This window comes from Anaerobacterium chartisolvens, from assembly GCF_003337415.1.
GTDB classification, from domain to species: domain Bacteria; phylum Bacillota; class Clostridia; order Acetivibrionales; family DSM-27016; genus Anaerobacterium; species Anaerobacterium chartisolvens.
On record NZ_QPJT01000017.1, the window covers coordinates 1 to 23,994 of the forward strand.

Here is a 23,994-nt window from a genome sequence, read left to right on the forward strand (position 1 = left end):
GTGCTGTGCGGGCTGGGCTACAGGCAAATCTGCGGCAGCATGCACAACATAACCATATCCGGCTGCTCACGCATGTTTGCGAGGGGCTATGAGCTGCTTAGCTCGGGCAATCCTATGTACCAAAGCGTGTTTGATGAGCTGGCAGACTTAAGCGTATAGTTCCTTACTTATAAAAAGTAAATATCAAAATATCTACAATATCCTCCTAACAGCGCAGTACCTTCACTATGTACCTTAATGAGTCTCATTAAGGTTGCATTGTCATTCCTTTTTACCTCTACCCCAATAATCCCTTTAGAAGTCTATCTTCAATATTTCATGCTGTTAAAATACCTTCTTCACAGCCCCATACTCATACCTTTACAAATCTATTTTTGTAAATAACTTAAGAAATGTCCCCTAAAGATCTTGCTTTTCACGCAGTATCTTAATATAATTAAATATATACCGCTTACAAATTGCACCTTCCTACGTAGTTACTTCCAAATATTATATCAGCAAACAATCTCTTACACATTATTCCAATATATTTTGAGGCATAACAAGTTTATCATATAAGCTTTTTAAATATCTAAAACAGGAGGTTTTATTATGAAAAGCATTCCTAAAAATTCAGGGCTGCAAGCACACCCCTCTTCTGCCGAACGTGCAGAAAAAAACAGGTTCAACTTCAAAAGGCTTCTGCTTCCTATTATGGGTCTGGCCGCACTCATATGGTTTTTCATCCGTGTAATCCCAAAGCCAAGCAGGGCAGCTTATCCATGCCAGAGAGCCGCCTTCCCAATTGCATCTTCCTTTGTCATATGGCTTATGGGGATTTTTGGTGGTGCATTTATTTTCAGCAAGCTGAAAAAAAGATTTTATGCATCCCGTTACATAGCAGCCAGTGTAGCCGGAGCAGCCATTTTATCCGCCGTCCTCTGGAATCTCCACTTTTTCCCTTACAACAATGCTTTAGCAGCCTTTACCCCCACAAAGCTTGCTGAATCTGATGTAGCAATAGTTCAATCGATTAAATCCGACGTGAAAGAAATTGATTATGCTGAAATAAAACAGATGGTTTCAGACGCTGTTTCGGGAGTAGGCGGTATTGAAAGTGTGGTAAAAAATGGAGACACTGTTGTTTTAAAGCCCAACCTTATAGTAACAAACAGTCTGTCTACCGAGTCAAACGGAGTAACCACCGATTGGCGTATAACCAAAGCAGTGGTTGAACTGGTACGGAGCGTAAATCCCAGTGGCAAGGTTTATGTCATGGAGGGAGCCATTTCTGATACCGCAAGAATTTTTAGCTACTATAAATACACATATGAAAACATTCCAGGAGTGGATGGATTTTTGCCAATTGAGAAGGACAGCGGAACATGGCAGGACAAAAGCTCCTCCGGATTAGTGTCTATGGCTCTGCCTGATGGGCTTTTGTATAATCAATATTATCTTAACCGAAAGTATAAGGAAGCCGATGTCGTCATAAGCCTTCCCACAATGAAAACTCACTGGAGTGCCGGCTTTACAGGAGCTATTAAGAATGTGGCCATAGGAGCAACACCCGGGAATATATATGGGATATCCTCAAACCAGCCGGCCAGAAATAATATGGTTAATCATAGTACGGACGACCTTCACAAATGGATTCATGATTATTACAAATGCCGTCCGGCTGATCTTGTAATCATGGACGGACTTCAGGGTTACCAAAACGGGCCTTTCCCCTCAAGTGCTTCAGGTGCCATCGGAAACCAGATGAACATGAGGCTGATACTTGCAGGCAAGGATGCAGTGGCTGTTGACAGCGTCGCTTCACTTACCGTAGGTTATGACCCGGAGTCCATCAGTTATCTGCGCTACCTTAATACAAGTAAGTTGGGTAACATCAGCCCAGAGTGCATAAATATTTCTGGTAAAAAGGTAGATGAGGTGAGAAAGTATCTTGCAGGCACAACTACAATGGGAGTAACCAAAATTACTGATACAACAGCTCCGCAGTTAACAATAGATTCTGTGCAGGCAGCCGGAAGCAATCTGAAAATCTCATTGACTGCCGACAGTGAAACGGTAAAAGAATTGGTCTATATAGATGGTCAATTACGCAAACCCTCGTCCGTATCGGGTATGAGCATTATTAATGTAGATATATCGGGCTTAAGCGGAAATCATGAATTAACTGTTGAAGCGTATGACCGTTATTTAAACCGCACAACCAAAACAGCGCAGTTCACAGCCAGCGGCACCGTAGAACCGGGTATAGGCTACTGTGCTCCAAAAGCTGCTCAGGCTCCGGTTATAGACGGCATCGGCAGTGAAACCTGCTGGCAGCAGGCCCAGTGGAAGGATATAAACTATGTATGGCTTGGGCAACCTCCAACAGCCAGCGATTTTAGCGGGCGTTTCAAGATGGTGTGGACTCCCGAAAGGCTGTATTATCTTATTGAAATAACCGATGATAAGCTGTCGGCTCCCAATACTACCCTGTTTAGAAACTACTATGACAATGACTGCGTCGAACTTTTCATAGATGAAGACCATTCAGGGGGAAACCATCAGAACAATCATAATGCGTTTGCCTACCATATTCAATTGAACTACAACATAATAGATAACAACACTTCAGGTACCCAAAGCTTATATAATGACCATGCAAATGTTATACGAACCAGTAATGGGAATTTACATACATGGGAAATTGAATTGAAGGTATTTGATGACACATATAATGATAAGGTTACAACTAATATGCCGGTTACTCTTACAAAAGACAAAATTATGGGATTTGGTGTTGCATACAATGATAATGACGGCAATATGACTCGTGATAATTTTATAGGCTCCTTTGATATACCCGGAGCGGATAAAAATGTCGCCTGGATAAATGCCAGCGTGTTTGACACCTTGAAGCTGGTTGATTCTGAGACACCAACAATTCAAAAAGGTGATTTGAATAATGATTCTAAAGTAAATTCTGTAGACTTTGCGCTTCTCAAGTCACATATCCTTGGAATCACCGAATTGACAGGCGACGCACTATTGGCAGCAGATTTGGATTCAAACGGCACTGTAGACTCCATAGATTTTATGAAGCTAAAGCTGTATCTGCTTGGGGACATTCCTCAATAAGATCGGAAATGGGGACATTCCTCAACAAGCATGAGCTTTTGTTGAGAAGAATCATGCTTTTCCGGCACAGAAAAATACATGAAAACCATTGGTAGGGAACGCCCCCTGTGGCGTTCCCCTGCCATGGCGTTCCGCTTCCGCAATAAAGGGGACACTCCTCAAGCAAAGTCGTAAAGACTTTTTTTGAGGAATGTCCCCAATACATGAGGAGTGTCCCCAATACAAGGGGGGCATTATGTTGTAATGTCGCTTACTTAAAATACCTCTCCAGCAGCCCCTTGAATGCCGCACCATGTCTTGCTTCGTCCTTGCACATTTCATGCACCGTGTCATGGATTGCGTCATAGTTAAGCTGCTTTGCCCTTACGGCAAGATCCTTCTTCCCCTGACATGCCCCATACTCAGCATCAACCCTGAGCTGGAGGTTCTTCTTAGTGTCGGCATTGACTACCTCGCCCAGCAGTTCGGCAAATTTTGCGGCATGCTCGGCCTCTTCAAATGCTATTCTCTTATACGCCTCTGCTATTTCAGGAAAGCCCTCTCTGTCAGCCTGCCGGCTCATTGCAAGATACATGCCCACCTCGGTGCATTCTCCCATAAAGTTGGCCTTCAAGCCTTCAACAATCTCAGCATCTACGCCCTGTGCAACACCTATCTTATGTTCATCGGCCCATTGAAGCAAACCTTCCTTTTTCTCTGAAAATTTTTCGCTGGGTGCTTTGCACTGGGGACATTTCTCCGGGGGCTCATTTCCCTCATGCACATAACCACATATCGAACAGACAAATTTTTTCATATATTACTTCCTCCATACAGTTAAATTTTATATAATAACGATTTTAATATTACCACAGGCGCACTTAATAGAAACATTAATTTTTAAAATGTTTATAATAATGTGTTAACATTTTCTACAAATTTTCGATATATAAATAGTGAACTGCATAAAATCTTAGCAATGGAAGGTGATTAACCAATGGGTATAGTCCCGTGCCAAAGCGGAAATTACTCCGTTAAAGAAAATGACATAATATTTAATGAAGGTCAGGATACACAGTCAGTAAACCTTCTTCTGCAAGGAAAGCTTGACGCAATAATTTCACATTCCGAAAATGCTTGTGATGCGCCTAAAGAGCAAATACTGAGAAACGGCTACAGGCTGTTCAGTATTGACCAAAATGTTTTTATTAATGCCGCAGACCTGTTTAATTCTAAAAAATATTCCTTCAGTTACATAGCCAGAGAAAGCTCAACAATATATTCATTTGCCGCAAAGAGTCCTGAAAGCGTTATAGCGTTAATCGAGAGCCAGAAGGATTATGCGGCTTATATGGTTACCTCCATTTCAACCTTGCTGGATCTTTCCTATTCTGCCTTAAGAGATATCAGGCAAATTATAAAAGAATTGAGCAATCTTACAGATAACCTTATTGTATACTTCTGGCTGCTTAAAGAAAAGTATAGCTTTGCATCCACTCCTTCGGAGAATTTTTTCAGGGATGGGCTGGACAAGCTCCAAACCTTGAAGGATAAAAACGTCGATCTTCCATTTAAATTTGATAAGGCTTTTTTGGTCAGGGATTTTTCCGAGGTGTTTGAAACGGAATATCTTGACCCTTCTGCCATAAGCACCCCCAGAGTAGATTACTACAGGCATATACTGGAATTGCCCTTAGAGCTTCGCAAGAGCTTTTTCGCTGCCGACGCTTTCATAACGGAGTATCATTTGAAGGATGCCTCAGAACTGTTTTATGACATTTATAATGCTTTAAAAGAAAGCTTTTGTACTGCAAATGAATATTTGGAAAGACTTTACTGCGACAATAAGCAGTGTATTTTTTCAGAGTATCAAAAGGCCTCTATGGATCAGGATTTAAGTAGCCATGATACTGTGGAAATTTTAAAAGCCCTTGATTTTACTGTTCTTAAAATAAAGGAATTTGCTGCGATATACAAAAAGCAATACAATCATAAGCTGGATATAGACATAACCTATCTTGAGCTGGCGGTTAATCAGACAAAATCTCATGCCTCCGCCTCCTCTATTGAGGTAAGGGGCAGCGGTGAAACCATTTCGGAGGAATTAAAGGACAGCTTGGAGAAAATTGTAACGTATTCCGATGTGCCAAAGGAGATCGGTCAGGCGTTTTTGGCTAACTTTTCTACATTCAGACATTTAAAGAACAAGCTCTCCTCAGATAATTCCGTAAGGGAGCTTAAGTCTGCCATAGCCGCATCATATTTCAACATTTATGGAGCAGTTTTTAAAAAGGTTGTTTCCGAAAAGAACACAAGCAGGCTTTTCAGTATGTTTTTAAATTACTCGTATATGGATGAAAATGTTCTGACCCCGGAGGAGGTCAACACTCTCTATTACCTGTCAGGCAAGCAGCCCGCGCCGGCCTCCTACTCTGCATACGGCACAAAGGACTGGCTTATAAATATTTACAGCAAGGAAAAGGATCCTTCGATAAATGAGTTCGGGCAGGATTATAACGACATATTCAGGGAAAAGAAGAAGCGCAAGGAGCTGTCCGATAAAGACAAATTTAAGTATGACAACGATCTTGACGGACGAGTGGACTTTGAAGTTAAAAACATGCTGAGAGTTGCACAAAAGCTTTGCCACGGGCAGATTAGCGTGTATTTTCCCGTGCTTCACAGTGAAATGATAACCAGAGACCTTTCAAAAACTCAGGTGACCGACTCTAAAATACAGGAAGCCATCGACAAAATTGTAGAAACCGATTTTTCCATATTCCATAGAGAGGTTTCTTATAGGAATGCCGATACGGGGATAGAAAAGGAGTTCATTATGAAGCGGGTGGTGCCCGATATAATCAGAATGCCAATATACGGCTGCCGCTCACTTATGTGGCAGGAGATCACCGGAAGGGACAGAACGACCCCGGGAAGACTTATCCTTCCTGCATTCACCGGCGAAAACCTAAACGACATGCTTTTGAAGCTTCTTGGGAATTTCCGCTGGGAGCTGTGCCGGACTATGATGGGAGTTTCCTGGAACGACATAACTCAAAAGTCGTTAACCTCCGAATACATGGACTATATACAGTTCTACAAAAAGAATAAGGATTTATCGGAGGAGGCTAAGGAAAAAGTAAAGGCACAGATACAAAAGTACCACAACAGGGCAAGGGATATATTTACATCGGATTATGAGATTTGGATCAATCACGAATCCAAAGGAATAATGCGTTTAAATAAGGTGTCCAGAGAAATACTTTTCAGGCATTGCCCTTTTTCAAAGGCTATAAGAGAAATGCTTTCAAAGCAGCCCAGATTTGTGGATATGGCCGCAAAATATGAAAATTCCAAAGCCAAATATGTAAGAGAGCTTGAAAACCGATATAATAAGATTGTGAAAAGCGGTATAGCGCTTGACCCCGAGCTTGAGGAAAATTTGAATTTCTATAAGTATAAATAAATGCTTAAATACAGAGAGGAGAATGCTTGCGAGTCCGTAACCATTCTCCTCTTCATTTCAGCTCTGCATCAGCTCTGCAATTTTTCGTATAGCTCAACATACTGTGATGCCGATTTATCCCAGCTATAATCCTGACTCATACATTTTGTTATAAGCTTATTCCACACTTGTTTATTGTGATAAAAGCTTACCGCCCTTCTTATGGTATAAAGCATGTCGTGGGCATTGTAATTTGCAAAGGTAAATCCATTGCCCTCTCCTGTTGATTCCTGATAGGCTTTCACGGTATCATTGAGTCCCCCTGTTTCTCTTACAATGGGCACGGTTCCGTATCTCATGCTGAACAATTGTCCCAGACCGCAAGGCTCGAACAGCGACGGCATCAGGAACATATCGGAGCCTGCATATATCCTCTGAGCAAGCGTAGAGTCATACCTTATGTTTGCCGATACCTTTCGGGGAAAAGCAGCCGATGTGTTCTTAAACATTTCCTCATACTTGTATTCCCCCGTGCCAAGAACCACAATTTGTATATCCATTTGAAGCATATCGTTAAGCACACATGCAATAAGATCAAAGCCTTTTTGATCAACCAATCTTGATATTACCGATATAACAGGCATTTCGGGGTCTTCCTCCAGCCCCAGGCTCTGCTGCAGCATACGCTTGTTAATATATTTGCCCTCTAAATTATTTACATCATAGTTTGCAAACAGTCTGCCGTCCGTTGCAGGATCGTTCTCTATGGTATCTATTCCGTTCAAAATCCCATACAGGCTTGACGCGCGGCTGTTTAGCACGCCATTTAAGTTTTCTCCGAAAAAATCGCCTTTTATTTCTTGGACATAAGTTGTGCTTACAGTACTGAGCATGTCTGCAAAGGCCAGACCTGCCTTCATGAAATTTACGCCTCCATAAAACTCTACTCCCCATTGGTTGAAATATTCCCAGGAAATACCCGTTAAATCCGGCAGCACCTGCTCCGGGAACACTCCTTGATAGCTCAGGTTATGTATTGTAAATAGCGTTTTTATGCTTGCGTAAAAAGGAAACCGCTTGTAATGGTCTTTCAGGAGCAAAGGAATTATGGCAGTCTGCCAGTCATTACAGTGTATAACGTCAGGCTTGAAGCCTATCATGGGGAGTACCTCAATTATAGCCTTACAGAAAAAGACGAATTGCTCTGCCTGATCAAAATATCCATATAGCCCATCCCTTTTAAAATAATATTCGTTATCTATGAAATATACCGTGACTTCATTGTGCACCAGCTTAAACACTCCGCAATACTGCCTTCTCCAGCCCACATTTACCATTATCTCTCCGAGCTTTTCCATTTTACCGGTATATTCCGAAGCAATGCATTTATATTTGGGAATAATCAGCCTTATATCCTGTCCAAGCTTTTTTAAAGCAGGCGGAAGTGACCCTGCCACATCTGCCAGCCCCCCTGTTTTAGCAAAAGGAACTGCCTCCGATGACGCTAAAAGAACTCTCATATTTTCCATTCCTCTCCCCCCTGTATTTTTAAATTACTATCTAATTATAACACTAGAGGAAGAATTTTTTAATATCCTTTATATTTATATTTTTTTACTTCAACAACATGGCTAATATTCCATCATAACCCTATTTGCCGCTTATAATACCCATTCTTTCCAAAAGCATAAGCGTTCCTATAATTACAGGCTGGTGTAATATATAAAGCAGCAGAGTATTCCTCCCCGCTCTGCTAACTATATTGTCCTTAAGCCGGAAACTGAAAATGCTCTTTTTCGCTCTGTAAAACAGCTTTCCCGCCGCAAGCCCGTATAAAAAGATTCCAAGCCACGGTATCAGCGGATAGTAATCTGAGGACGTAAAGCCCGGGCTATGAATGCCAATAGGCATAAGCCAGTCATTGCCTGTTTTTATATGCGGTATTAAAAATTGAAGCATTATTACAGCGGTTCCCAGCCCAAGAAGCACGTACTCATTAAGCCTCGAAATCAAAGGAGCCATGATAAGGCATACGCCAAAAAAATGCAGCACCCCGAATAAAATTATAAGGTCAGCATTATACGCCCATGAGGCCAGCGTAATTACTGCCGCAGCCGCAAGTATTCTAAGCCCTCTTTTTAAGTTGTTTTTGCTTAAGGAACAGCTTATGCCGGAAACAAACATAAACAATATTACAGAGGCTTTCCCTATGAAATAGTTTATACCTCCGGCATAACTGACACTATACCCGTATATCTCTCTCAAATCATATACTACATGGAAGTATACCATAAGAATCAGTGCTATCCCTCTCACAAAATCCAATTCCCATATTCGGTTTTTATCTGAAATATTGCCCATAAAATCCCTGCTTCCGCTACTTTGCCTTGATTTCCGTCCATATCCTGTCATAAATCGACAGAGTGTCGGACAGATCCTCAAACACCTCGCTGTTGCTCAAGTCGTCAACGCCGGGGTAGACCGTTTTATCCGAGGTCAGCTCAACGGGGAGCTGGCTCTTTACCTCTGTATGGGGAGTCGAGAACCCTATAAACTCAGCGTTTTTAAGCGCGATGTCGGTTCTGCACATGTAGTCTATAAACAGCTCCGCCTCTTTTTTGTTCTTGCTGGTTTTAGGTATTACCATTGCGTCAAACCATATATTGCTTCCTTCCTTTGGAATTACGTATTCCAAATCAGGATTTTCACGCTTCATGTATATTGCATCGCCAGACCAAACTACAGCCAACGCCGCTTCCCCGCCTATCATCTTGTCCTTCACCGCATCTCCCACATACGCCAGCACCAGCGGCTTTTGATCCATCAGCATTTCCTTGGCCTCTTCAAGCTGCGCCTCATCCTTGCTGTTTAAGGAATGTCCCAGCATTTTAAGGGTAATGCCTATGGAGTCACGCTGACTGTCCAGCATAAGTATCTGCTTTTTATACTTCTCATTCCACAAAATGCTCCAACTGTCCACAACATCGTCAACCATCTTTTTATTATAAAGCAGCCCTACCGTTCCCCACATATACGGAACTGAGTATTCATTTTCCCTGTCATATGCAAGGTTTTTGAACCTGTCGTCAATAAGCTTATAATTTGGAATATTGTTTAAGTCTATTTTATAAAGTATATCATCATTTATCATTCTCTTAATCATATAATCCGAAGGTATAACCACATCGTAGTCCTCTCCTCCGGCCTTGAGCTTGGCATACATATCCTCATTTGTAGCAAACTCACTGTAAATAACCTTTATATTGTGCTCTGTCGTAAAACTTTCAAGAACATCCTTATCAATATAGTCTCCCCAGTTATATACCTTTATGGTAGCTTTATAGCTTTCCGAGCATCCAGACATTAAAAAAACACTTGCTGCCGAAATAATTAAAAATACAACAAAACAACAGACCTTTTTCATTTTACTTTATCCTCCCTCTCACTGTCCTTTGACATTCTATTATTTATAATAATCAGCAGTAATAATATGCTGACAAACATAATTGTTAAAAGTGCGTTTATTTCAGGCTTGATTCCACGCCTTGCCATTGAATAAATGGTTATGGCAAGATTTGAGACACCTGCACCCGTTGTAAAAAAGCTGATTACGAAGTCGTCAATAGACAGCGTAAAGGCCAGCAAAAAGCCTGTAACCACCCCCGGCATAATCTGCGGTAAAACAACTCTCCTGTACGCATAGACAGGGCTTGCACCCAAGTCAAGCGCCGCATCGTAAAGCTGGTTGTTGAGCTGCTTCATTTTAGGCAGCACCGACATTATAACAAACGGAAGACTAAAGGTTATGTGTGCCATAAGAAGCGTGAAAAATCCTCTGTGCATATTTGCAAACACAAACAGCATCATGAGCGCGATACCTGTTACTATGTCAGGGTTCAGAACAGGGAGATATGTCACATTCATCACAAGCTTCTTAGAAAGCCCCTTCATATTATGTATGCCTATCGCAGCGGCAGTACCTATAAATGTAGCCGCCAGAGAGGATATCAACGCTATCATCAGTGTATTGTACAGCGATGCCATTATGTACTGGTCATTAAAAAGCTCTATATACCACTTAAAGGTAAAGCCGTCCCAACGGGCTCTCGATTTTGAGTTGTTAAAAGAGAAAACTATGAGCACCAGTATGGGCGCATATAAAAAGAAAAATATAATAAAGGTATATATTCTCTTCAGAAATGTAGTCACCACAGTCCCCCTCCTTCGTTTTCCTTCTCATACCGGGACATTACTCCCATGCTCAGCAGTATAAGCAGCATAAGCACAATGGAAAGCGCCGAACCAAAGCCCCAGTCCATCGTTCCAAGGAACTGCCTCTCTATCAGGTTTCCTATGAGGGTATACTGCGAGCCTCCCAGAAGCTCTGAAATTACAAAAGTAGTTACGGCAGGCATAAATACCATGGTAATCCCCGATATTACACCGGGGAGACTCAAAGGAAAAATAATTCTTTTAAATTTTATATAGGGTGTGGCCCCCAAATCCTCCGCCGCTTCCACGATGTGCTTTTCTGTTTTGCTTAAAACCGAATAAATGGGCAGTACCATGAACGGAAGAAAGTTGTATACCATTCCGAGAATAACCGCCTTTTCAGTGTATAAAATACCCAGAGGGGGCAGCCCCAAATTACTGAGCATAGTTTCTATAGGACCGTTCTTTTCTAAAAGCGTCATCCACGCATAGGTTCTTGCGAGAAAATTCATCCACATGGGTATTACAAACAGAACTATTAGAATATTCCTTTTGCTAAGTCCCCTGTCGGCAAGTATCATAGCCATAGGATACCCCAAAACCAGACAGACTGCCGTGCTTATTAAAGCAAGCTTAATCGAGCGAAGAAAAACAATTATGTAAATAGGCTCAAATACCTTTTTAAAGTGCTGGAGGGTAAGGGCTATTCCGTTATCTGTTACAGATACAACACTGTAATAAATTACAAGGACAAGCGGCACCAGCGTAAATATTATCATCCATACAACATATGGATAGGAAATCCAGTTCTTCTTCATATGCCATTCACCTTTTTCATAATATGTATGTCGGCAGGAAAAATGTTAAAGCCGACTTTTGACTTCTCAGGCTCCATGACGGTGCTGTGTACCATCCATTTGATACCGCCGCTGAGTATAAGCATTTCATAATGCACTCCCTTAAAAACCACCGACAACACTTCTCCGCTAAGCATTCCCTCCTGCGCGGGAACAATTTTCACATCCTCCGGGCGTATAACCACATCCACCGCCTCATTAGAGGCAAAGCCCTTATCAACGCATTCAAACCTTCTCCCCGCAAATTCTACAAGGCAGTCCTCAAGCATTTTTCCCTCTATAATATTGCTTTCGCCTATAAAATCCGCTACAAATGCGTTCCGCGGCTCGTTATATACATCCGTAGGCGTTCCTATCTGCTGAATAGTCCCGCTTTTCATTACCACTATTGTGTCGGACATTGTCAGTGCCTCTTCCTGATCGTGAGTAACATATACAAAAGTAATTCCAAGCCTTTTCTGTATGTTTTTAAGCTCTGTCTGCATGTCCTTTCTGAGCTTCAAATCCAGCGCCCCCAAAGGCTCGTCCAGCAAAAGCACCTGAGGCTCGTTTACAAGGGCTCTTGCAATAGCCACACGCTGCTGCTGGCCTCCGCTTAAGGAGTCGACAGACCTCTTCTGGTACTTGGGCAGATTGACCAGCTCCAGCATTTCTTCAACCTTTTTTTCAATGTCCTTTTTATCCATTTTTTTTATTTTTAAGCCAAAAGCAATGTTTTCATATACATTCATATGCGGAAAAAGTGCATACTTCTGAAATACCGTATTAAGCTTTCTTTTGAACGGAGGCACATCATTTATTCTTCTACCCTCAAAAATAACGTCACCCTCGGTGCAGGTTTCAAAGCCTCCCACAATCCTGAGCGTCGTTGTCTTTCCGCATCCGCTTGGTCCTAGCAGGGTCAAAAACTCGTTCCGGCGTATATACAAATTTATACTTTTAAGAGCTTTATTTCCATCATATTCCTTAGTAACGTTTACCAGTCTTATTATCTCATCTGCCATCTCTGTTCCCCCCTGATTTTAACCCTTAAACTTCTAAAAATCTATTTTAAATATGAAAAACCAGCACAAATTTTACTCCCTCAAAGAGAACAAACTAATGTATTTTTAACATATTGCAAAGTTAAAGTCAATAGAAAAAAAATTTATAGATATTTGTGCGAAAATTCTCTGAATTATAAATAATTACTTGATATAATAATCTGTTTTTGTCGTAAAAATATAAGACGAGGTGAATAAATTTATGAGAAAATATTTTATTACAATTTGTGTTTTTTTGATGCTGTTTACAGCAAACGCCCATGCACAGTCCTCGACTTATACTGTAAAGTCCGGTGACAGCATGTGGAAGATAGCGGTAAAGTATCAAATAGGGTTAAGTGAAATAATTGCCGCCAACCCCCAGATAAAAAATCCCGCGCTTATATATCCGGGGCAAAAGCTTACGATACCCAATATCGACTCTGTCAAGAGTGTAGAAAGTGAGGTTGTGAGGCTTGTAAATGTTCAGAGAGCGAACGCCGGGCTAAAGCCCCTTACTGAAAACTGGGAGCTTTCCAGAATAGCCAGATACAAGTCTCAGGATATGATTAACAAAAACTATTTTTCCCATACCTCTCCCACTTACGGCTCTCCCTTTGACATGATAAAGAGCTTTGGTATAAACTACTCTACCGCTGGGGAAAACATAGCTATGGGGCAGAGAACAGCTCAGGAGGTTATGAACGGGTGGATGAACTCCTCAGGCCACAGGGCTAATATACTAAACTCCTCTTACACACAGATAGGGGTAGGGCTTGCAAAAAACTCCAAGGGCACCTGCTACTGGACACAGATGTTCATAAAGCCCCGGAGTTGAAGGATATACGGCTCGGAAAAGCAGCAAAAAATCGCAAAACGGTCTTTTGCTGCTTTTTCAGCCGTTCATTTCCTCCCACTGTTCTTTTGTAATCAGCACCTTTCTGGGCCTGCTTCCCTCAAAGGAACCAACTATGCCTCCCGCCTCCATCTGATCCAATATCCTTGCCGCTCTGGAATATCCCAGCTTGAACTTCCTCTGCACTAGAGAGGTTGATGCCTGTCCCTGCTCAATAACCATGCTTATCACCTGAGGAAGCAGCTCATCCTCGCTGTCGATATCCGCCTGGGAGCTTTCTGTTCCCCTATCTATTTTATTAATTATCTGCTGGTCATATTGAGGCTGCTGTTCCGCCTTAAGGTATGACACTATGGACTCTACCTCCCCGTCGCTTATAAATGCCCCCTGCACCCTTAAGGGCTTTGACATGCCTACGGGGCTGAACAGCATATCGCCTCTTCCGAGCAGCTTCTCTGCTCCCCCCATATCAAGAATTGTCCTTGAGTCAATTTGTGACGATACAGCAAAGGAAATTCTTGACGGAACGTTTGCCTTTATAACACCCGTTATTACGTCGACCGAAGGCCTTTGAGTAGCTATCACCAGATGCATTCCCGCTGCCCTTGCCATCTGGGCCAACCTGCATATGCAGTCCTCTACATCGTTAGGCGCCGCCATCATAAGATCGGCAAGCTCGTCAATTATTATAACTATCTGGGGAAGAATATCTCCTTCACCATTGCTTTTTATCAAACGATTATAGCCCTTTAAATCCCTCACATTGTTATCGGCAAAAAGCTTATACCTTCCCGTCATTTCCTGAACTGCCCAGTTTAATGCCCCTGCGGCCTTTTTGGGATCTGTCACAACAGGCACAAGCAGGTGAGGTATTCCATTGTATATGCTAAGCTCAACGACCTTTGGGTCAATCATAAGCAGCTTTACCTGAGAAGGTGATGCCTTAAAAAGTATACTTGCAATCAATGTATTTATGCATACGCTTTTTCCCGATCCCGTAGCTCCCGCAATGAGCAGGTGAGGCATTTTGGTAATATCCGCCACAACGGCATTTCCCGCAACATCCTTTCCTACGGCAAAAGCGATTTTTGAGGATGCTCCTTGAAAATCCTCCGACTCAGCCACATCGCGAAAAAGCACAGGGGTTATCTCCTTATTCGGAACCTCTATCCCCACAGCCGACTTTCCCGGTATTGGGGCCTCAATCCTCACGCCAGTGGCTGCCAGATTCAGTGCGATATCATCTGTCAGGTTGACAATTTTGCTTACCTTGACACCATAATCGGGCTGAAGCTCATACCTCGTCACAGAAGGGCCTTCGCTTATATTTATAACCTTCGCTCCCACCCCGAAGCTTGCCAGAGCTTCTACAAGCTTTACGGCATTTTGCTCGGAATGCTGATTGCGGCTGGGATCTCTGGAAGCAGCCTGAATCTTGTTCAAAAGAGATATGGGGGGACATGAATACGGAATGTCTTCTGTTACCTCGGGAGCATACTGTAAATCTTCGCAGTCTGTTTTATTCTCATCCTCTGCCTCGCAAAATTCCACGCTTTGCTGTGCGGGCTCTTCCTCAATGCTGTAATCTGTTTCCTCATTCATATACCGAGAGGGGTATTCGTCAATATTCTCTTTTTCATATATGGGAGGAGCTTTATGTTGCTTTTCATCTTCAATAGCCGGAGGCTCCAAGGTCACAGGCTGTGCGGCCATCTCCTCATAGTGTGTAACGTCCCAATCCTCCTTGGCAATAACAGCGGCAGCGGTCTGCTCCTTTTCAGCGGCTTCTATAGGCTTTAAAGCTTCTGCCGGAGCAGCGGTCTGCTCCTTTTCAGCAGCTTCTGCCGGCTTTGAAGCTTCTGCCCGAAACGAAGTATTCACAGGCCGTATTACGGAATTTTTCTGCAAAGTCCTCGCGTGCTCAGGTATAGAGCCGTAAAGTGCCGATATGCGGTTCATTATATCGGCCTTTATTTCCTCCTTGGCATCCTCTTGAGTCTTTTCGGTTTTTGGCCGGGACGCAGAAGCACTAAAAGCTTCCCTCTTTCTGCTGTCTTCAACCACCCAATTATAATTTTTCGCAGCCTTTTCAACCCTTTTAACAGCCCTGCCTCTTGCAGCAGAAGGTTGAAGAGCTTCCTTTTTCTCATTTCTTGGGGTTACTGCCTTTTCATTTTCTTCCGAAGCATTTCTGCTCTTAAATCCATAAACCACAACAGCACATACTATGCCAAATGTAAATATTATAAAAAATCCCTTTACCACTCCGCCGGACAGGAGCATCACTATAATATCAGCTATTGCAAGCAATATAAGCAGGACGGTCTTTAAGCGTTTCCGGTTAAGCCTGCGTTTGTGCCCTGAAACTCTCGAGCAATCTCTTTCCATCAGCTCTTACTGCCTTCCTATTAACAATTTACATCTTTAATTATTTTAGCATACTGGAATTTTTTCGTCCAGAAAAAGCAATGGTCGGCTATGCTTCACTCAAACAGCCTCTTTCTTTCCTGCCTGAATATTCCTCTGTAGTCTACTTTGTACACCGCCAAATACAGAACTATACTTATTAGAGCCCCCCAAAACACATCTATTACCGAGTGCTGCTTTAAGCAAACAGTCGAGGCTATTATGGCAGCCGCCAAAATAAACGAAGCCCTCCGGACAAGCCTGTAGTTCTTAAAGTTTTTATAATTTACAATGGCTGTATGCACAGCTATTGAATTGAGCACATGAATACTGGGAGCAGAATTGGTTGGAGTATCTATCTGATATAAATATCTGACTAAATTTGTAAAGAAATCCTGTTCAACAAGCACAGGTCTTAAATTTATACCGTTAGGGTACAGCTCATAAATAATATAGCTTATTGTCATTCCAATAAACATATGCATACAGTATTTTATAAAAATATTCTTTGATTTAAACCCAAAAAATATGAGAGTAACGGCAATGTACGGAAACCAAAGTGCATACGGAATTATAAATTCCTTAACGAACGGAATATAATCATCTATCCTGCTATGCATATAGTACCTTGGGGCTGTGCTGCCCTCAAGCCTGTAAAATTGTATTATTATAACAACGTAATATAAGAGAATCAGAAAATGATTATATTTTTTAAACCACCCGTAGAACATTTCCTTTTTCATTTTAACCCCTTTATGCAGCTTTGACGCAAAAATTTTAGGCCGCCTTTTTTAAACGCGGCCTCCTTCTGCTCTATTATATACCAGTTACATTTCTTTTACAAAGAAATTTTTATTAGGATAATTAAAGAAGGAAAAGCGTTCTCCTGCCTTTATTTTATGCTTTCTACCTCATCTATCATAAGTCCGATGGACTTTGCTATATCCTCATCCTTCATACCCAGACTCCGCATATTTTTCACTATTTGGATGTTCCTAATTTTTATGCCTTCCTGAAGGCCCTTTTCTATTCCCTTTTCTATTCCCTTTTCCATACCTTCCTGAAGCCCTTCTTCCCTTGCCCCTACAAGCCGGGTAATCTCGTCATGTACTGCCATTTCCCGTGACTCGTAGTACCTTTTTATCTCGTCCAGGCTTCCCAGGTATTCCAGTATATTTTCAGCCTTTGCAATTGCAGGTTCCTCCCTCATTGCCACTTCAAGCACCTCCTCTGGCGAGTCTTCTATAAACACAAGCCATCTGTCCAACGGTTTCCCAAGATCAGGCTTCGACTTCCTGAACTTTGGAAGCTCTATAAACCTTATTTCCATTATGTCTGTCAGCTTACAGTCCTTGTGTGTGTCTTCCCACAGGTGGAACACAGTACTATAGCTGTCCACATCTATATAATTGAAATCCAGTATGTTTATTGTTATTGTCTTTTTAAGATTATTGAAGGGCTGGCCCTCCTTTAGCTGCTCTGTAAACATTTTCGACCAATAGAAAATAGTTCTTTTATCCATGTTGTATTGATTCACTAGCTGCACTTCTATGTTTATGTGCTCTCCAAGCATAGTTTTAGCCCGTATATCCAATATGCCCAGCTTGTCATTTATTCCTTCCTTTTTCAGCTTGGTATTTTCTATTATCTCAACATCCTCAAGCCGCTTATGTGCTTCAAGCTCTAAAACCGCATTTAAAAAGCTTATGAGTATTTCCTTATTCTCCGCCTGCCCAAATATCTTCTGGAATATAAAGTCGTTCTTTACCTTCAGTCTTTTCATCTGAACACATCCCCAAGAAAGCTTATTTTTACATGCAGCAGCACACATTCTTTCAACATACTACTATTTTACCAAAAAACCCGGAGAATTAACACCTATTTCTTAAGAATTAAACAGATACACTCCCGTTGGTGACATTCCCGCTTGTGTTAAATTTCATATACCCCCAGCAACTGCGCAAGCTGGGTGTTTTGAAAGCTTTGCTTCGCTTCTTCCAGCAGCTCGTTTAAGTCATACTCGGGCCAAAAATGCGTAAGCAGCAGCCTTTTGGCTCCCGCCTGCGCAGCCACAAGCCCGCATTCACCGGCTGTAAGGTGCGGCACGTCATTGCTGGCTTTATCTCTTGCCAGAAGCCCCGAATCAAGCATAATTACATCGGCGTTTTTTGAAAAATCTATTATATTGGTGTTCCATGCGGTATCTCCCGAAAAAACAAAATGCCTGCTTTCGTTTTTTATAGATACGGCATAGCATTTAATGGGATGCTTCATCGGGCTGAAGGTAATGTCAAGGCCTCCAAAGCTCAATTCCGTATCCTCAGATACCGTTTCAAGCTCGAAAATGCCCTTTATATCAAGCCTTGCCAGCTCGTCCGCCGGCTCGTTAGGAGCAAAGACCTTTATGGGACTGTTTATTTCGCCTCTGTTTTTCTTTATCTGCACCCAGTATCTTAAAACCATCATATCCGAAATATGATCACTGTGAAGATGCGTAAGTATTATTGCGTCCAGCTCCTTGAGGCTTATAAATTTTTGGAGGTTGCCAAGCACACCGTTTCCGCAGTCCAAAAGTATGTTAACTCCACCCTCCTGTATAAGATAGCCGGAGCAGGCTCCGCCGGCCCCCGGAAAAGGGCCGTTATTTCCAAGTACGGTAAGTTTCATCGTATATATACCTCCCTTATACTTAAGACTTTAAATCTTTATTTAAGCAGTATGTGCCTGCCGGCATACCCTTTTTATGGCCGTTCTCATGTTTGGTATAAGAAGGACAGCCATGCATATAATCATATCGGGAAGCAAAAATGATCCGTTATATATAAACGAATACAAGAACACGTTTTGACCGTTTGCATACTCACCGAAGAAAACCGCCCCTGAAAGGAAATGGCAGATAAACCGCCCCGCACTTCCCACCAATGCCCCCAAAAAGTAATTTTCCTTGAAAATCCCCGCCAGCCCTAAAAGCGCGAAGGCGAGAGGGTAATCCAGAAGGAACTGGATGGGGTGTACAAAAAACGGGTCCTGTATATACTGGAGAAGCCCGTAGCATATACCCGCCATAAGCCCTGCTCTCGTACCCGCAATATATGCAAATATAAATATGGGCAGCATACTTGCAAGGGTAACTGTGCCCCCGTAAGGCATCCTGAAAACCCTTATATACGAAAGTATAAACGCAGCCGTTATAGCAAGCGCACCATACGTTAAAATCCTTGTTCCAAATACCTTTTTTCTGCCGATAACCGCTAAAACGGCAACCAGTATAGCCATTGCCACCATTGTAATCAGTGTTCTCGGCACAAGCAGCTTCAGAAAATACTCTTGAAAAGTTTCCATAATACCTTGCAGCATTAAAATCCCCCCATAAATTGTTTTTTTCATAAAAAACGCCTGCCCCCAAAGCAGGGCAAGCGTTTCAATTCATATTCATATGCTTTTGCGCGCTTCCCTACGGCGGTATTAACCGCGTCAGGTTCAAAGGGTCAAGATATTTTCATACTTTCTCAGCCGTTTAAGGCTCCCCCAGCATTTTTTAATTAAATTGCGGCCGGCTCTAATCAGCCCCAGCCTTAATCTAAGCGTATCATAAATACACCGTCATTGCAATAAGCAAAAAAGCTCGTCTTTAATACTTAATCCCCAAAGCCGTCGGGGTGGTTCCTGTGCCAGTTCCAGGCGGTCTCAATTATGGTTTTCAAGTCGTTGTATTTGGGCTTCCATCCCAGCTCATTCTGCGCCCTTTCGGAGGATGCCACAAGTATTGCTGGATCTCCCGCCCTTCTTTCGGAAACAACAGCCTTTATGTTTACCCCCGTTACCTCCCTCGCCAGCTCAACCACCTCTTTAACAGAGAAGCCGGTGCCGTTTCCAAGGTTGAACACATCACTGTCTCCACCTTCCCTCAGCTTTTTTAATGCCTGTATGTGCGCCTGTGCCAGATCCGTAACATGTATATAGTCTCTTATGCAGGTGCCGTCAGGAGTGTTGTAATCATCTCCGAATATGCTTATAGACTCTCTTTTGCCCAGAGCAGCCTGTAGTATTATGGGTATTAAGTGGCTCTCGGGGGTGTGATCCTCTCCTATCTTGCCGCTTATATGTGCGCCTGCGGCGTTGAAATACCTAAGAGGAATATATTTTATTCCGTATGCATTGTCCGCCCACTTTAAAGCCTTTTCAACCGAAAGCTTTGTTTCCCCGTAAGGGTTGGTGGGCAGAGTCCTGTCTGTCTCAAGTATGGGTATATTTTCAGGCTCCCCGTAAGTAGCGGCGGTAGAAGAAAAAACTATTTTTTTAACCCCGTATTCCTTCATCTTGCCCACAAGTCTTAATGTAGAAACAACGTTGTTGTTATAGTATTTGAGAGGCTCCGTAACGCTCTCTCCGACAAGGGAATCGGCGGCAAAATGAATTACCGCTTCAATTTCATTCTCTTTAAAAACCCTGTCCATAAATTCATCATCTCTTAAATCACCCTCGCAGAGCTTTCCACCAAGAACGGCTTTTCTATGCCCCTTCTGAAGATTGTCAACCACAACCACCTGCTCCCCTATGTCAAGCAGCTCCGCAACGGTATGGCTTCCGATATATCCCGCGCCTCCGGCGACTAAAATTGCCATAAAAACACCACCTTTAAAATAAGCTTATTAATTACTTAATTTCTCTTCCCCCGTCGCCTATGTCCGATACATAGAACTCGGCGTTATGCCCTATTCTCTTAAAATACGCTTCCCCCACTTCATTAATGAACCTTTCGACGGAATCCTCCGCTACAATGCTTACAGTGCAGCCTCCAAAGCCCGCCCCTGTCATTCTTGAGCCTATAACACCATCTATTTTAACAGCCTCCTCCACTAAGGTGTCAAGCTCCTCCCCGGTAACCTCGTAAAGATATTTTAATGAGTCATGGGACTGGTTCATGTACTCCCCGAATTTCTTTATGTCTCCCTGCTTTAAAGCCTCAACGGACAGCAGCACTCTGTCATCCTCGCATATAACATGCTCTACCCTTTTTCTTACAACCTCATCCTTTATAAGCAGCTTGTGTGCTTCAAACTGCTTGCGTGAAATCTCTCCAAGACAGCTTGCCTCCGGCAAGGCCTGCTTTAAAAGCTCCAGCCCCGCTTCACATTCCGCCCTTCTTTCATTGTATTTAACAGCCGCAAGGCTTCTTTTCTTCTTTGTGTTCGACAGTACAATCTTAAAGCCCTTGATATCGAGCGGAACATAATTATAGCTCAAATCCCTGCAGTTCAAAAATATGGCATTGTCCGCCTTGCCCATTGCCGAAGCAAACTGATCCATTATACCACATTTTACGCCTATAAAATTATTTTCGGCAAGCTGGCTTATTTTTGCCATTTCGACCATGTCAATCTCTTTGGAAATTGAGCTTGCCTCATTTCCAAGGGTTGCAAGGGTCAGTGCCGTCACTACCTCAATGGCCGCCGAGGACGACAACCCGCTTCCTAACGGCACGGTATCATGAAAAAGTATATCGCAGCCTATAAGCTTATATCCCGCCTTCTGAAGCTCATCCGCCACTCCGAGCTGGTAATTTCCCCATTTTATACTTCTGAATTTATCCAGCTCGTCTAAAGACGCGGTAACCATCACTCCGGGAAGATCGGTAGCAGTAAGGCTTATCCTTCTGTCATTCCTCCTTCTTACCACTACGGTAGAAGCTAATGTTAGTGCCGCAGGGAAAACAAAGCCCCCGTTATAGTCAGTATGCTCTCCTATCAAGTTTACTCTTCCGGGAGAAGAAAATACCCTCAGGCCGGCAAGCCCGCTTTCATCTCCGCCGTATATTTCAATAAACCTTTGCTTAAGCTCTTGTACCGTCATTTTACTTCCTCCTTTCCCATTTTTTCAATAAACCTTTCATGAGCCTGCCTTAGCTCCTGTGCCTTCTCTTCCGGCGCAGTAGGATTGCAGTGCGCCCATACGCCTGTTTCACTCGACGCATTGAATTTTTGCTTGTCCGCCGATCTCATCGGAGGAAAGAACTCAATATGAAAATGATAATAATCACTGAAATCTCCGCTGTTTACCGGTGCCTGATGCATACACATCATATAAGGAAAATGTGTGTCAAATAATGAGTCCAAGGTGCCTACCGCCTCTTTTACAGCCTTTGCAAGGCTATACCTTTCAGCCTCGTCAAACTGATCAAGGCTTTGTTTATGGCCCTTGCTGGCTACATATATGCCGTAAGGATATTCTACAAAAAAGGGGAGGAATACAATAAAATGCTCGTTTTCAAAAATCACTCTTCCGCCCTGTCTTTTCTCATCGCTTAGCATATCGCAGATAAGGCAGGACTTATGCCCGTCATAGTGTTCTCGGCAGGCCTCCAGCTCAAGCTGAATCTTTTTGGGTATAAACGAATAGCCGTATATCTGACCGTGGGGATGCGGCATTGTCACACCTACAGCCTCGCCCCTGTTTTCAAATATAAAGACGTACTTTATATTTTCATCCTTTTTTATTTCAATAAATCTCTCAGTCCAGAGATCCACAAGCTTCTTAATATGTCCATCGGAGAGTTCCGGCAGTGTTATTGTATGCTCGGGAGAATACAGTATAACCTCGCACTTTCCATATGCCTCCGCCGTTTTGTACAAATCTGTCGCTACGTCATCAGGTACAGGAGGATTTTGGGATAATGCCGGAAAGTCATTGTCATACTTATACACATCATAGCTGTCAGGAACCTTCCCTGAACCGGGGCAAAAGGGACACCAGTCTTTAGGCATCTGAGGCCTGTTCTGGCGATGAGAAGCAATCATTACCCAATCCTTTATTAACGGATGCCAGCGTAATTCTGCCATTTAAAAAACACCTTCCTCAATGTATTAATAATTTTTTATGCTTCGATTTGTTTTCTCTACATTAACATTATAAAATTTAAATGCTTAAAGGTAAATGGAGGCATGTTATAAAAATATGTTATAATGTTGTATTATATAGTTATAATACTTTTATTCGAGGTTTTACATGCTGGAAAAAATTTATATCAATCATCCCGACTATACAGATTTAAATATGTACAGATGTGGTATAGAGGATTGCAAGCCGGGTCATTCATGGGGCCCTGCCCTCCGGGATCACTTCCTCATACATTATATACTTGAGGGAAAGGGGAGCTTTCAGCTTGGCCCCAATACCTATTATCTGGAAAAAGGGCAGGGCTTCCTTATGCCTCCAAACGTAATTGCACATTACCGGGCGGATGAGGAAGCCCCCTGGAGCTATGGCTGGGTGGGCTTTCATGGTATTAAGGCTGAAGCCTATCTTCGACGCGCAGGACTTTCCGCACACTCTCCGATATTTACCTGCGCGGGATATGATTTTATGAAGGACTGCCTTATGCGGATGATAGCCACTAAAAACCTTGCAAGGGGAAGGGAAATAAGGCTTTTAGGGCTTCTTTACATTTTTCTTTCTCAGCTTATTGAGGTTTCACCTCAGCGCAGGGATATTGATAAGAATGAAAACAAAAGGGAGGGCTATATAAAAAAAGCGGTGGAGTTCATAGCAATGAACTACTGGGGAGAGCTTAGCATACATGAAATGGCGCATTACGTCGGGCTTGACAGGAGCTACCTCTACTCTATCTTCAAGGAAAATCTCAATATGTCGCCTCAGGAATTTCTCATCAGCTACAGAATTGAAAAGGCTTGCGAGCTTATGGAGAATCATGACCTGTCAATAGGGGACATATCCCGCTCGGTAGGGTATAATGATCCCCTGCTGTTCTCCAAAACCTTCAAAAAGATAAAGGGGATGTCCCCAAGACAGTACAGGAATGAACGATGACATATTATATAGAATTTATCAGAAATGTTAGATTTGTATCTTGACAATAGATACAAATACAAGCATAATAGAATATGCAAATGACGGATTAGCTCAGTTGGTTAGAGTACTTGCTTGACATGCAAGGGGTCACTGGTTCGAATCCAGTATTCGTCACCATTGATAAATTGGGTATGCGGAGAAAATTCTGCATACTCTTTTTTATCTGTTTCTACAGAAAATAAAGGCTTGTGCAATAGGCACTTTCAAATAAGAAAGCCCCGGCAAAGCACTAAA

The 23,994-nt window shown here is 42.6% G+C and carries 19 protein-coding genes, 1 tRNA gene and 1 riboswitch; of the genes, 5 read left to right on the forward strand and 15 right to left on the reverse strand.

Features of this window, described 5'->3' with window-relative positions; all coding sequences use genetic code 11:
• Positions 1-591 precede the first annotated feature (591 nt).
• Positions 592-3,114 carry a sugar-binding protein gene (locus DFR58_RS14255; protein WP_114298527.1) on the forward strand — a complete coding sequence of 841 codons (2,523 nt, stop codon included), beginning with the start codon at positions 592-594 and terminating at the stop codon, positions 3,112-3,114.
• A 250-nt stretch (positions 3,115-3,364) separates the two neighbouring features.
• Here the strand turns inward: DFR58_RS14255 and DFR58_RS14260 are convergent, their stop codons facing one another.
• Complete coding sequence (locus DFR58_RS14260; protein WP_114298528.1) at positions 3,365-3,910, reverse strand: NADH peroxidase; 546 nt, start codon at positions 3,908-3,910, stop codon at positions 3,365-3,367.
• Positions 3,911-4,090: 180 nt separating this feature from the next.
• Between DFR58_RS14260 and DFR58_RS14265 the strand changes: the two genes are divergently transcribed.
• Positions 4,091-6,559 carry a cyclic nucleotide-binding domain-containing protein gene (locus tag DFR58_RS14265; protein WP_114298529.1) on the forward strand — a complete coding sequence of 823 codons (2,469 nt, stop codon included), beginning with the start codon at positions 4,091-4,093 and terminating at the stop codon, positions 6,557-6,559.
• Between the two features lie 68 nt (positions 6,560-6,627).
• Here the strand turns inward: DFR58_RS14265 and glgA are convergent, their stop codons facing one another.
• From glgA to potA, 6 genes are all read right to left on the reverse strand, one after another.
• Complete coding sequence (gene glgA / locus DFR58_RS14270) at positions 6,628-8,058, reverse strand: glycogen synthase GlgA (protein ID WP_207659242.1); 1,431 nt, start codon at positions 8,056-8,058, stop codon at positions 6,628-6,630.
• 130 nt (positions 8,059-8,188) lie between these two features.
• Complete coding sequence (locus DFR58_RS14275) at positions 8,189-8,899, reverse strand: heparan-alpha-glucosaminide N-acetyltransferase (protein ID WP_170138164.1); 711 nt, start codon at positions 8,897-8,899, stop codon at positions 8,189-8,191.
• Between the two features lie 16 nt (positions 8,900-8,915).
• Positions 8,916-9,962 (reverse strand): ABC transporter substrate-binding protein, encoded by a 1,047-nt coding sequence (locus DFR58_RS14280; RefSeq protein ID WP_114298532.1) that lies wholly within the window; start codon positions 9,960-9,962, stop codon positions 8,916-8,918.
• Positions 9,959-10,750 (reverse strand): ABC transporter permease, encoded by a 792-nt coding sequence (locus DFR58_RS14285; RefSeq protein WP_423230839.1) that lies wholly within the window; start codon positions 10,748-10,750, stop codon positions 9,959-9,961. The genes DFR58_RS14280 and DFR58_RS14285 overlap by 4 nt, the downstream gene beginning before the upstream one ends.
• Entirely contained in the window at positions 10,744-11,568 is an 825-nt protein-coding gene (locus tag DFR58_RS14290) for an ABC transporter permease (protein ID WP_114298534.1), read from the reverse strand. Before DFR58_RS14290 ends, DFR58_RS14285 begins: the two co-directional genes overlap by 7 nt.
• Positions 11,565-12,611: a spermidine/putrescine ABC transporter ATP-binding protein gene (potA, locus tag DFR58_RS14295; protein ID WP_114298535.1), complete on the reverse strand. Its 1,047-nt coding sequence runs from the start codon at positions 12,609-12,611 to the stop codon at positions 11,565-11,567. Before potA ends, DFR58_RS14290 begins: the two co-directional genes overlap by 4 nt.
• A 241-nt stretch (positions 12,612-12,852) precedes the next feature.
• Here potA and safA point away from each other — a divergent pair, with 241 nt between their 5' ends.
• The gene (gene safA / locus DFR58_RS14300) at positions 12,853-13,467 is read left to right on the forward strand and encodes a SafA/ExsA family spore coat assembly protein (RefSeq protein ID WP_114298536.1); all 615 of its coding nucleotides are present in this window, start codon (positions 12,853-12,855) and stop codon (positions 13,465-13,467) included.
• A 57-nt stretch (positions 13,468-13,524) separates the two neighbouring features.
• On the opposite strand, the gene DFR58_RS14305 is transcribed toward safA, so the two are convergent.
• The 8 genes from DFR58_RS14305 to galT form a co-directional block, all read right to left on the reverse strand.
• Complete coding sequence (locus tag DFR58_RS14305; protein ID WP_114298537.1) at positions 13,525-15,873, reverse strand: DNA translocase FtsK; 2,349 nt, start codon at positions 15,871-15,873, stop codon at positions 13,525-13,527.
• Positions 15,874-15,968: 95 nt separating this feature from the next.
• The gene (locus DFR58_RS14310; RefSeq protein ID WP_114298538.1) at positions 15,969-16,634 is read right to left on the reverse strand and encodes a phosphatase PAP2 family protein; all 666 of its coding nucleotides are present in this window, start codon (positions 16,632-16,634) and stop codon (positions 15,969-15,971) included.
• 149 nt (positions 16,635-16,783) lie between these two features.
• Positions 16,784-17,674, reverse strand: a complete 891-nt coding sequence (locus DFR58_RS14315; protein ID WP_114298539.1) for an Rpn family recombination-promoting nuclease/putative transposase — start codon at positions 17,672-17,674, stop codon at positions 16,784-16,786.
• Positions 17,675-17,823: 149 nt separating this feature from the next.
• A complete protein-coding gene (locus DFR58_RS14320; RefSeq protein ID WP_114298540.1) occupies positions 17,824-18,558 on the reverse strand; it encodes an MBL fold metallo-hydrolase in 735 nt (244 codons plus the stop codon).
• 42 nt (positions 18,559-18,600) lie between these two features.
• Entirely contained in the window at positions 18,601-19,278 is a 678-nt protein-coding gene (gene thiT, locus DFR58_RS14325; protein ID WP_207659237.1) for an energy-coupled thiamine transporter ThiT, read from the reverse strand.
• Positions 19,279-19,325: 47 nt separating this feature from the next.
• A riboswitch (TPP riboswitch) is annotated at positions 19,326-19,431 on the reverse strand.
• 98 nt (positions 19,432-19,529) lie between these two features.
• Positions 19,530-20,516 (reverse strand): UDP-glucose 4-epimerase GalE, encoded by a 987-nt coding sequence (gene galE, locus DFR58_RS14330; RefSeq protein ID WP_114298541.1) that lies wholly within the window; start codon positions 20,514-20,516, stop codon positions 19,530-19,532.
• A 31-nt stretch (positions 20,517-20,547) separates the two neighbouring features.
• Complete coding sequence (locus tag DFR58_RS14335) at positions 20,548-21,744, reverse strand: galactokinase (RefSeq protein ID WP_114298542.1); 1,197 nt, start codon at positions 21,742-21,744, stop codon at positions 20,548-20,550.
• Complete coding sequence (gene galT / locus DFR58_RS14340; RefSeq protein WP_114298543.1) at positions 21,741-22,730, reverse strand: galactose-1-phosphate uridylyltransferase; 990 nt, start codon at positions 22,728-22,730, stop codon at positions 21,741-21,743. The genes DFR58_RS14335 and galT overlap by 4 nt, the downstream gene beginning before the upstream one ends.
• 166 nt (positions 22,731-22,896) lie before the next feature.
• Here galT and DFR58_RS14345 point away from each other — a divergent pair, with 166 nt between their 5' ends.
• Complete coding sequence (locus DFR58_RS14345; protein ID WP_114298544.1) at positions 22,897-23,718, forward strand: AraC family transcriptional regulator; 822 nt, start codon at positions 22,897-22,899, stop codon at positions 23,716-23,718.
• Positions 23,719-23,800: 82 nt separating this feature from the next.
• Positions 23,801-23,877 (forward strand) — tRNA-Val (locus DFR58_RS14350).
• Positions 23,878-23,994: the final 117 nt, after the last annotated feature.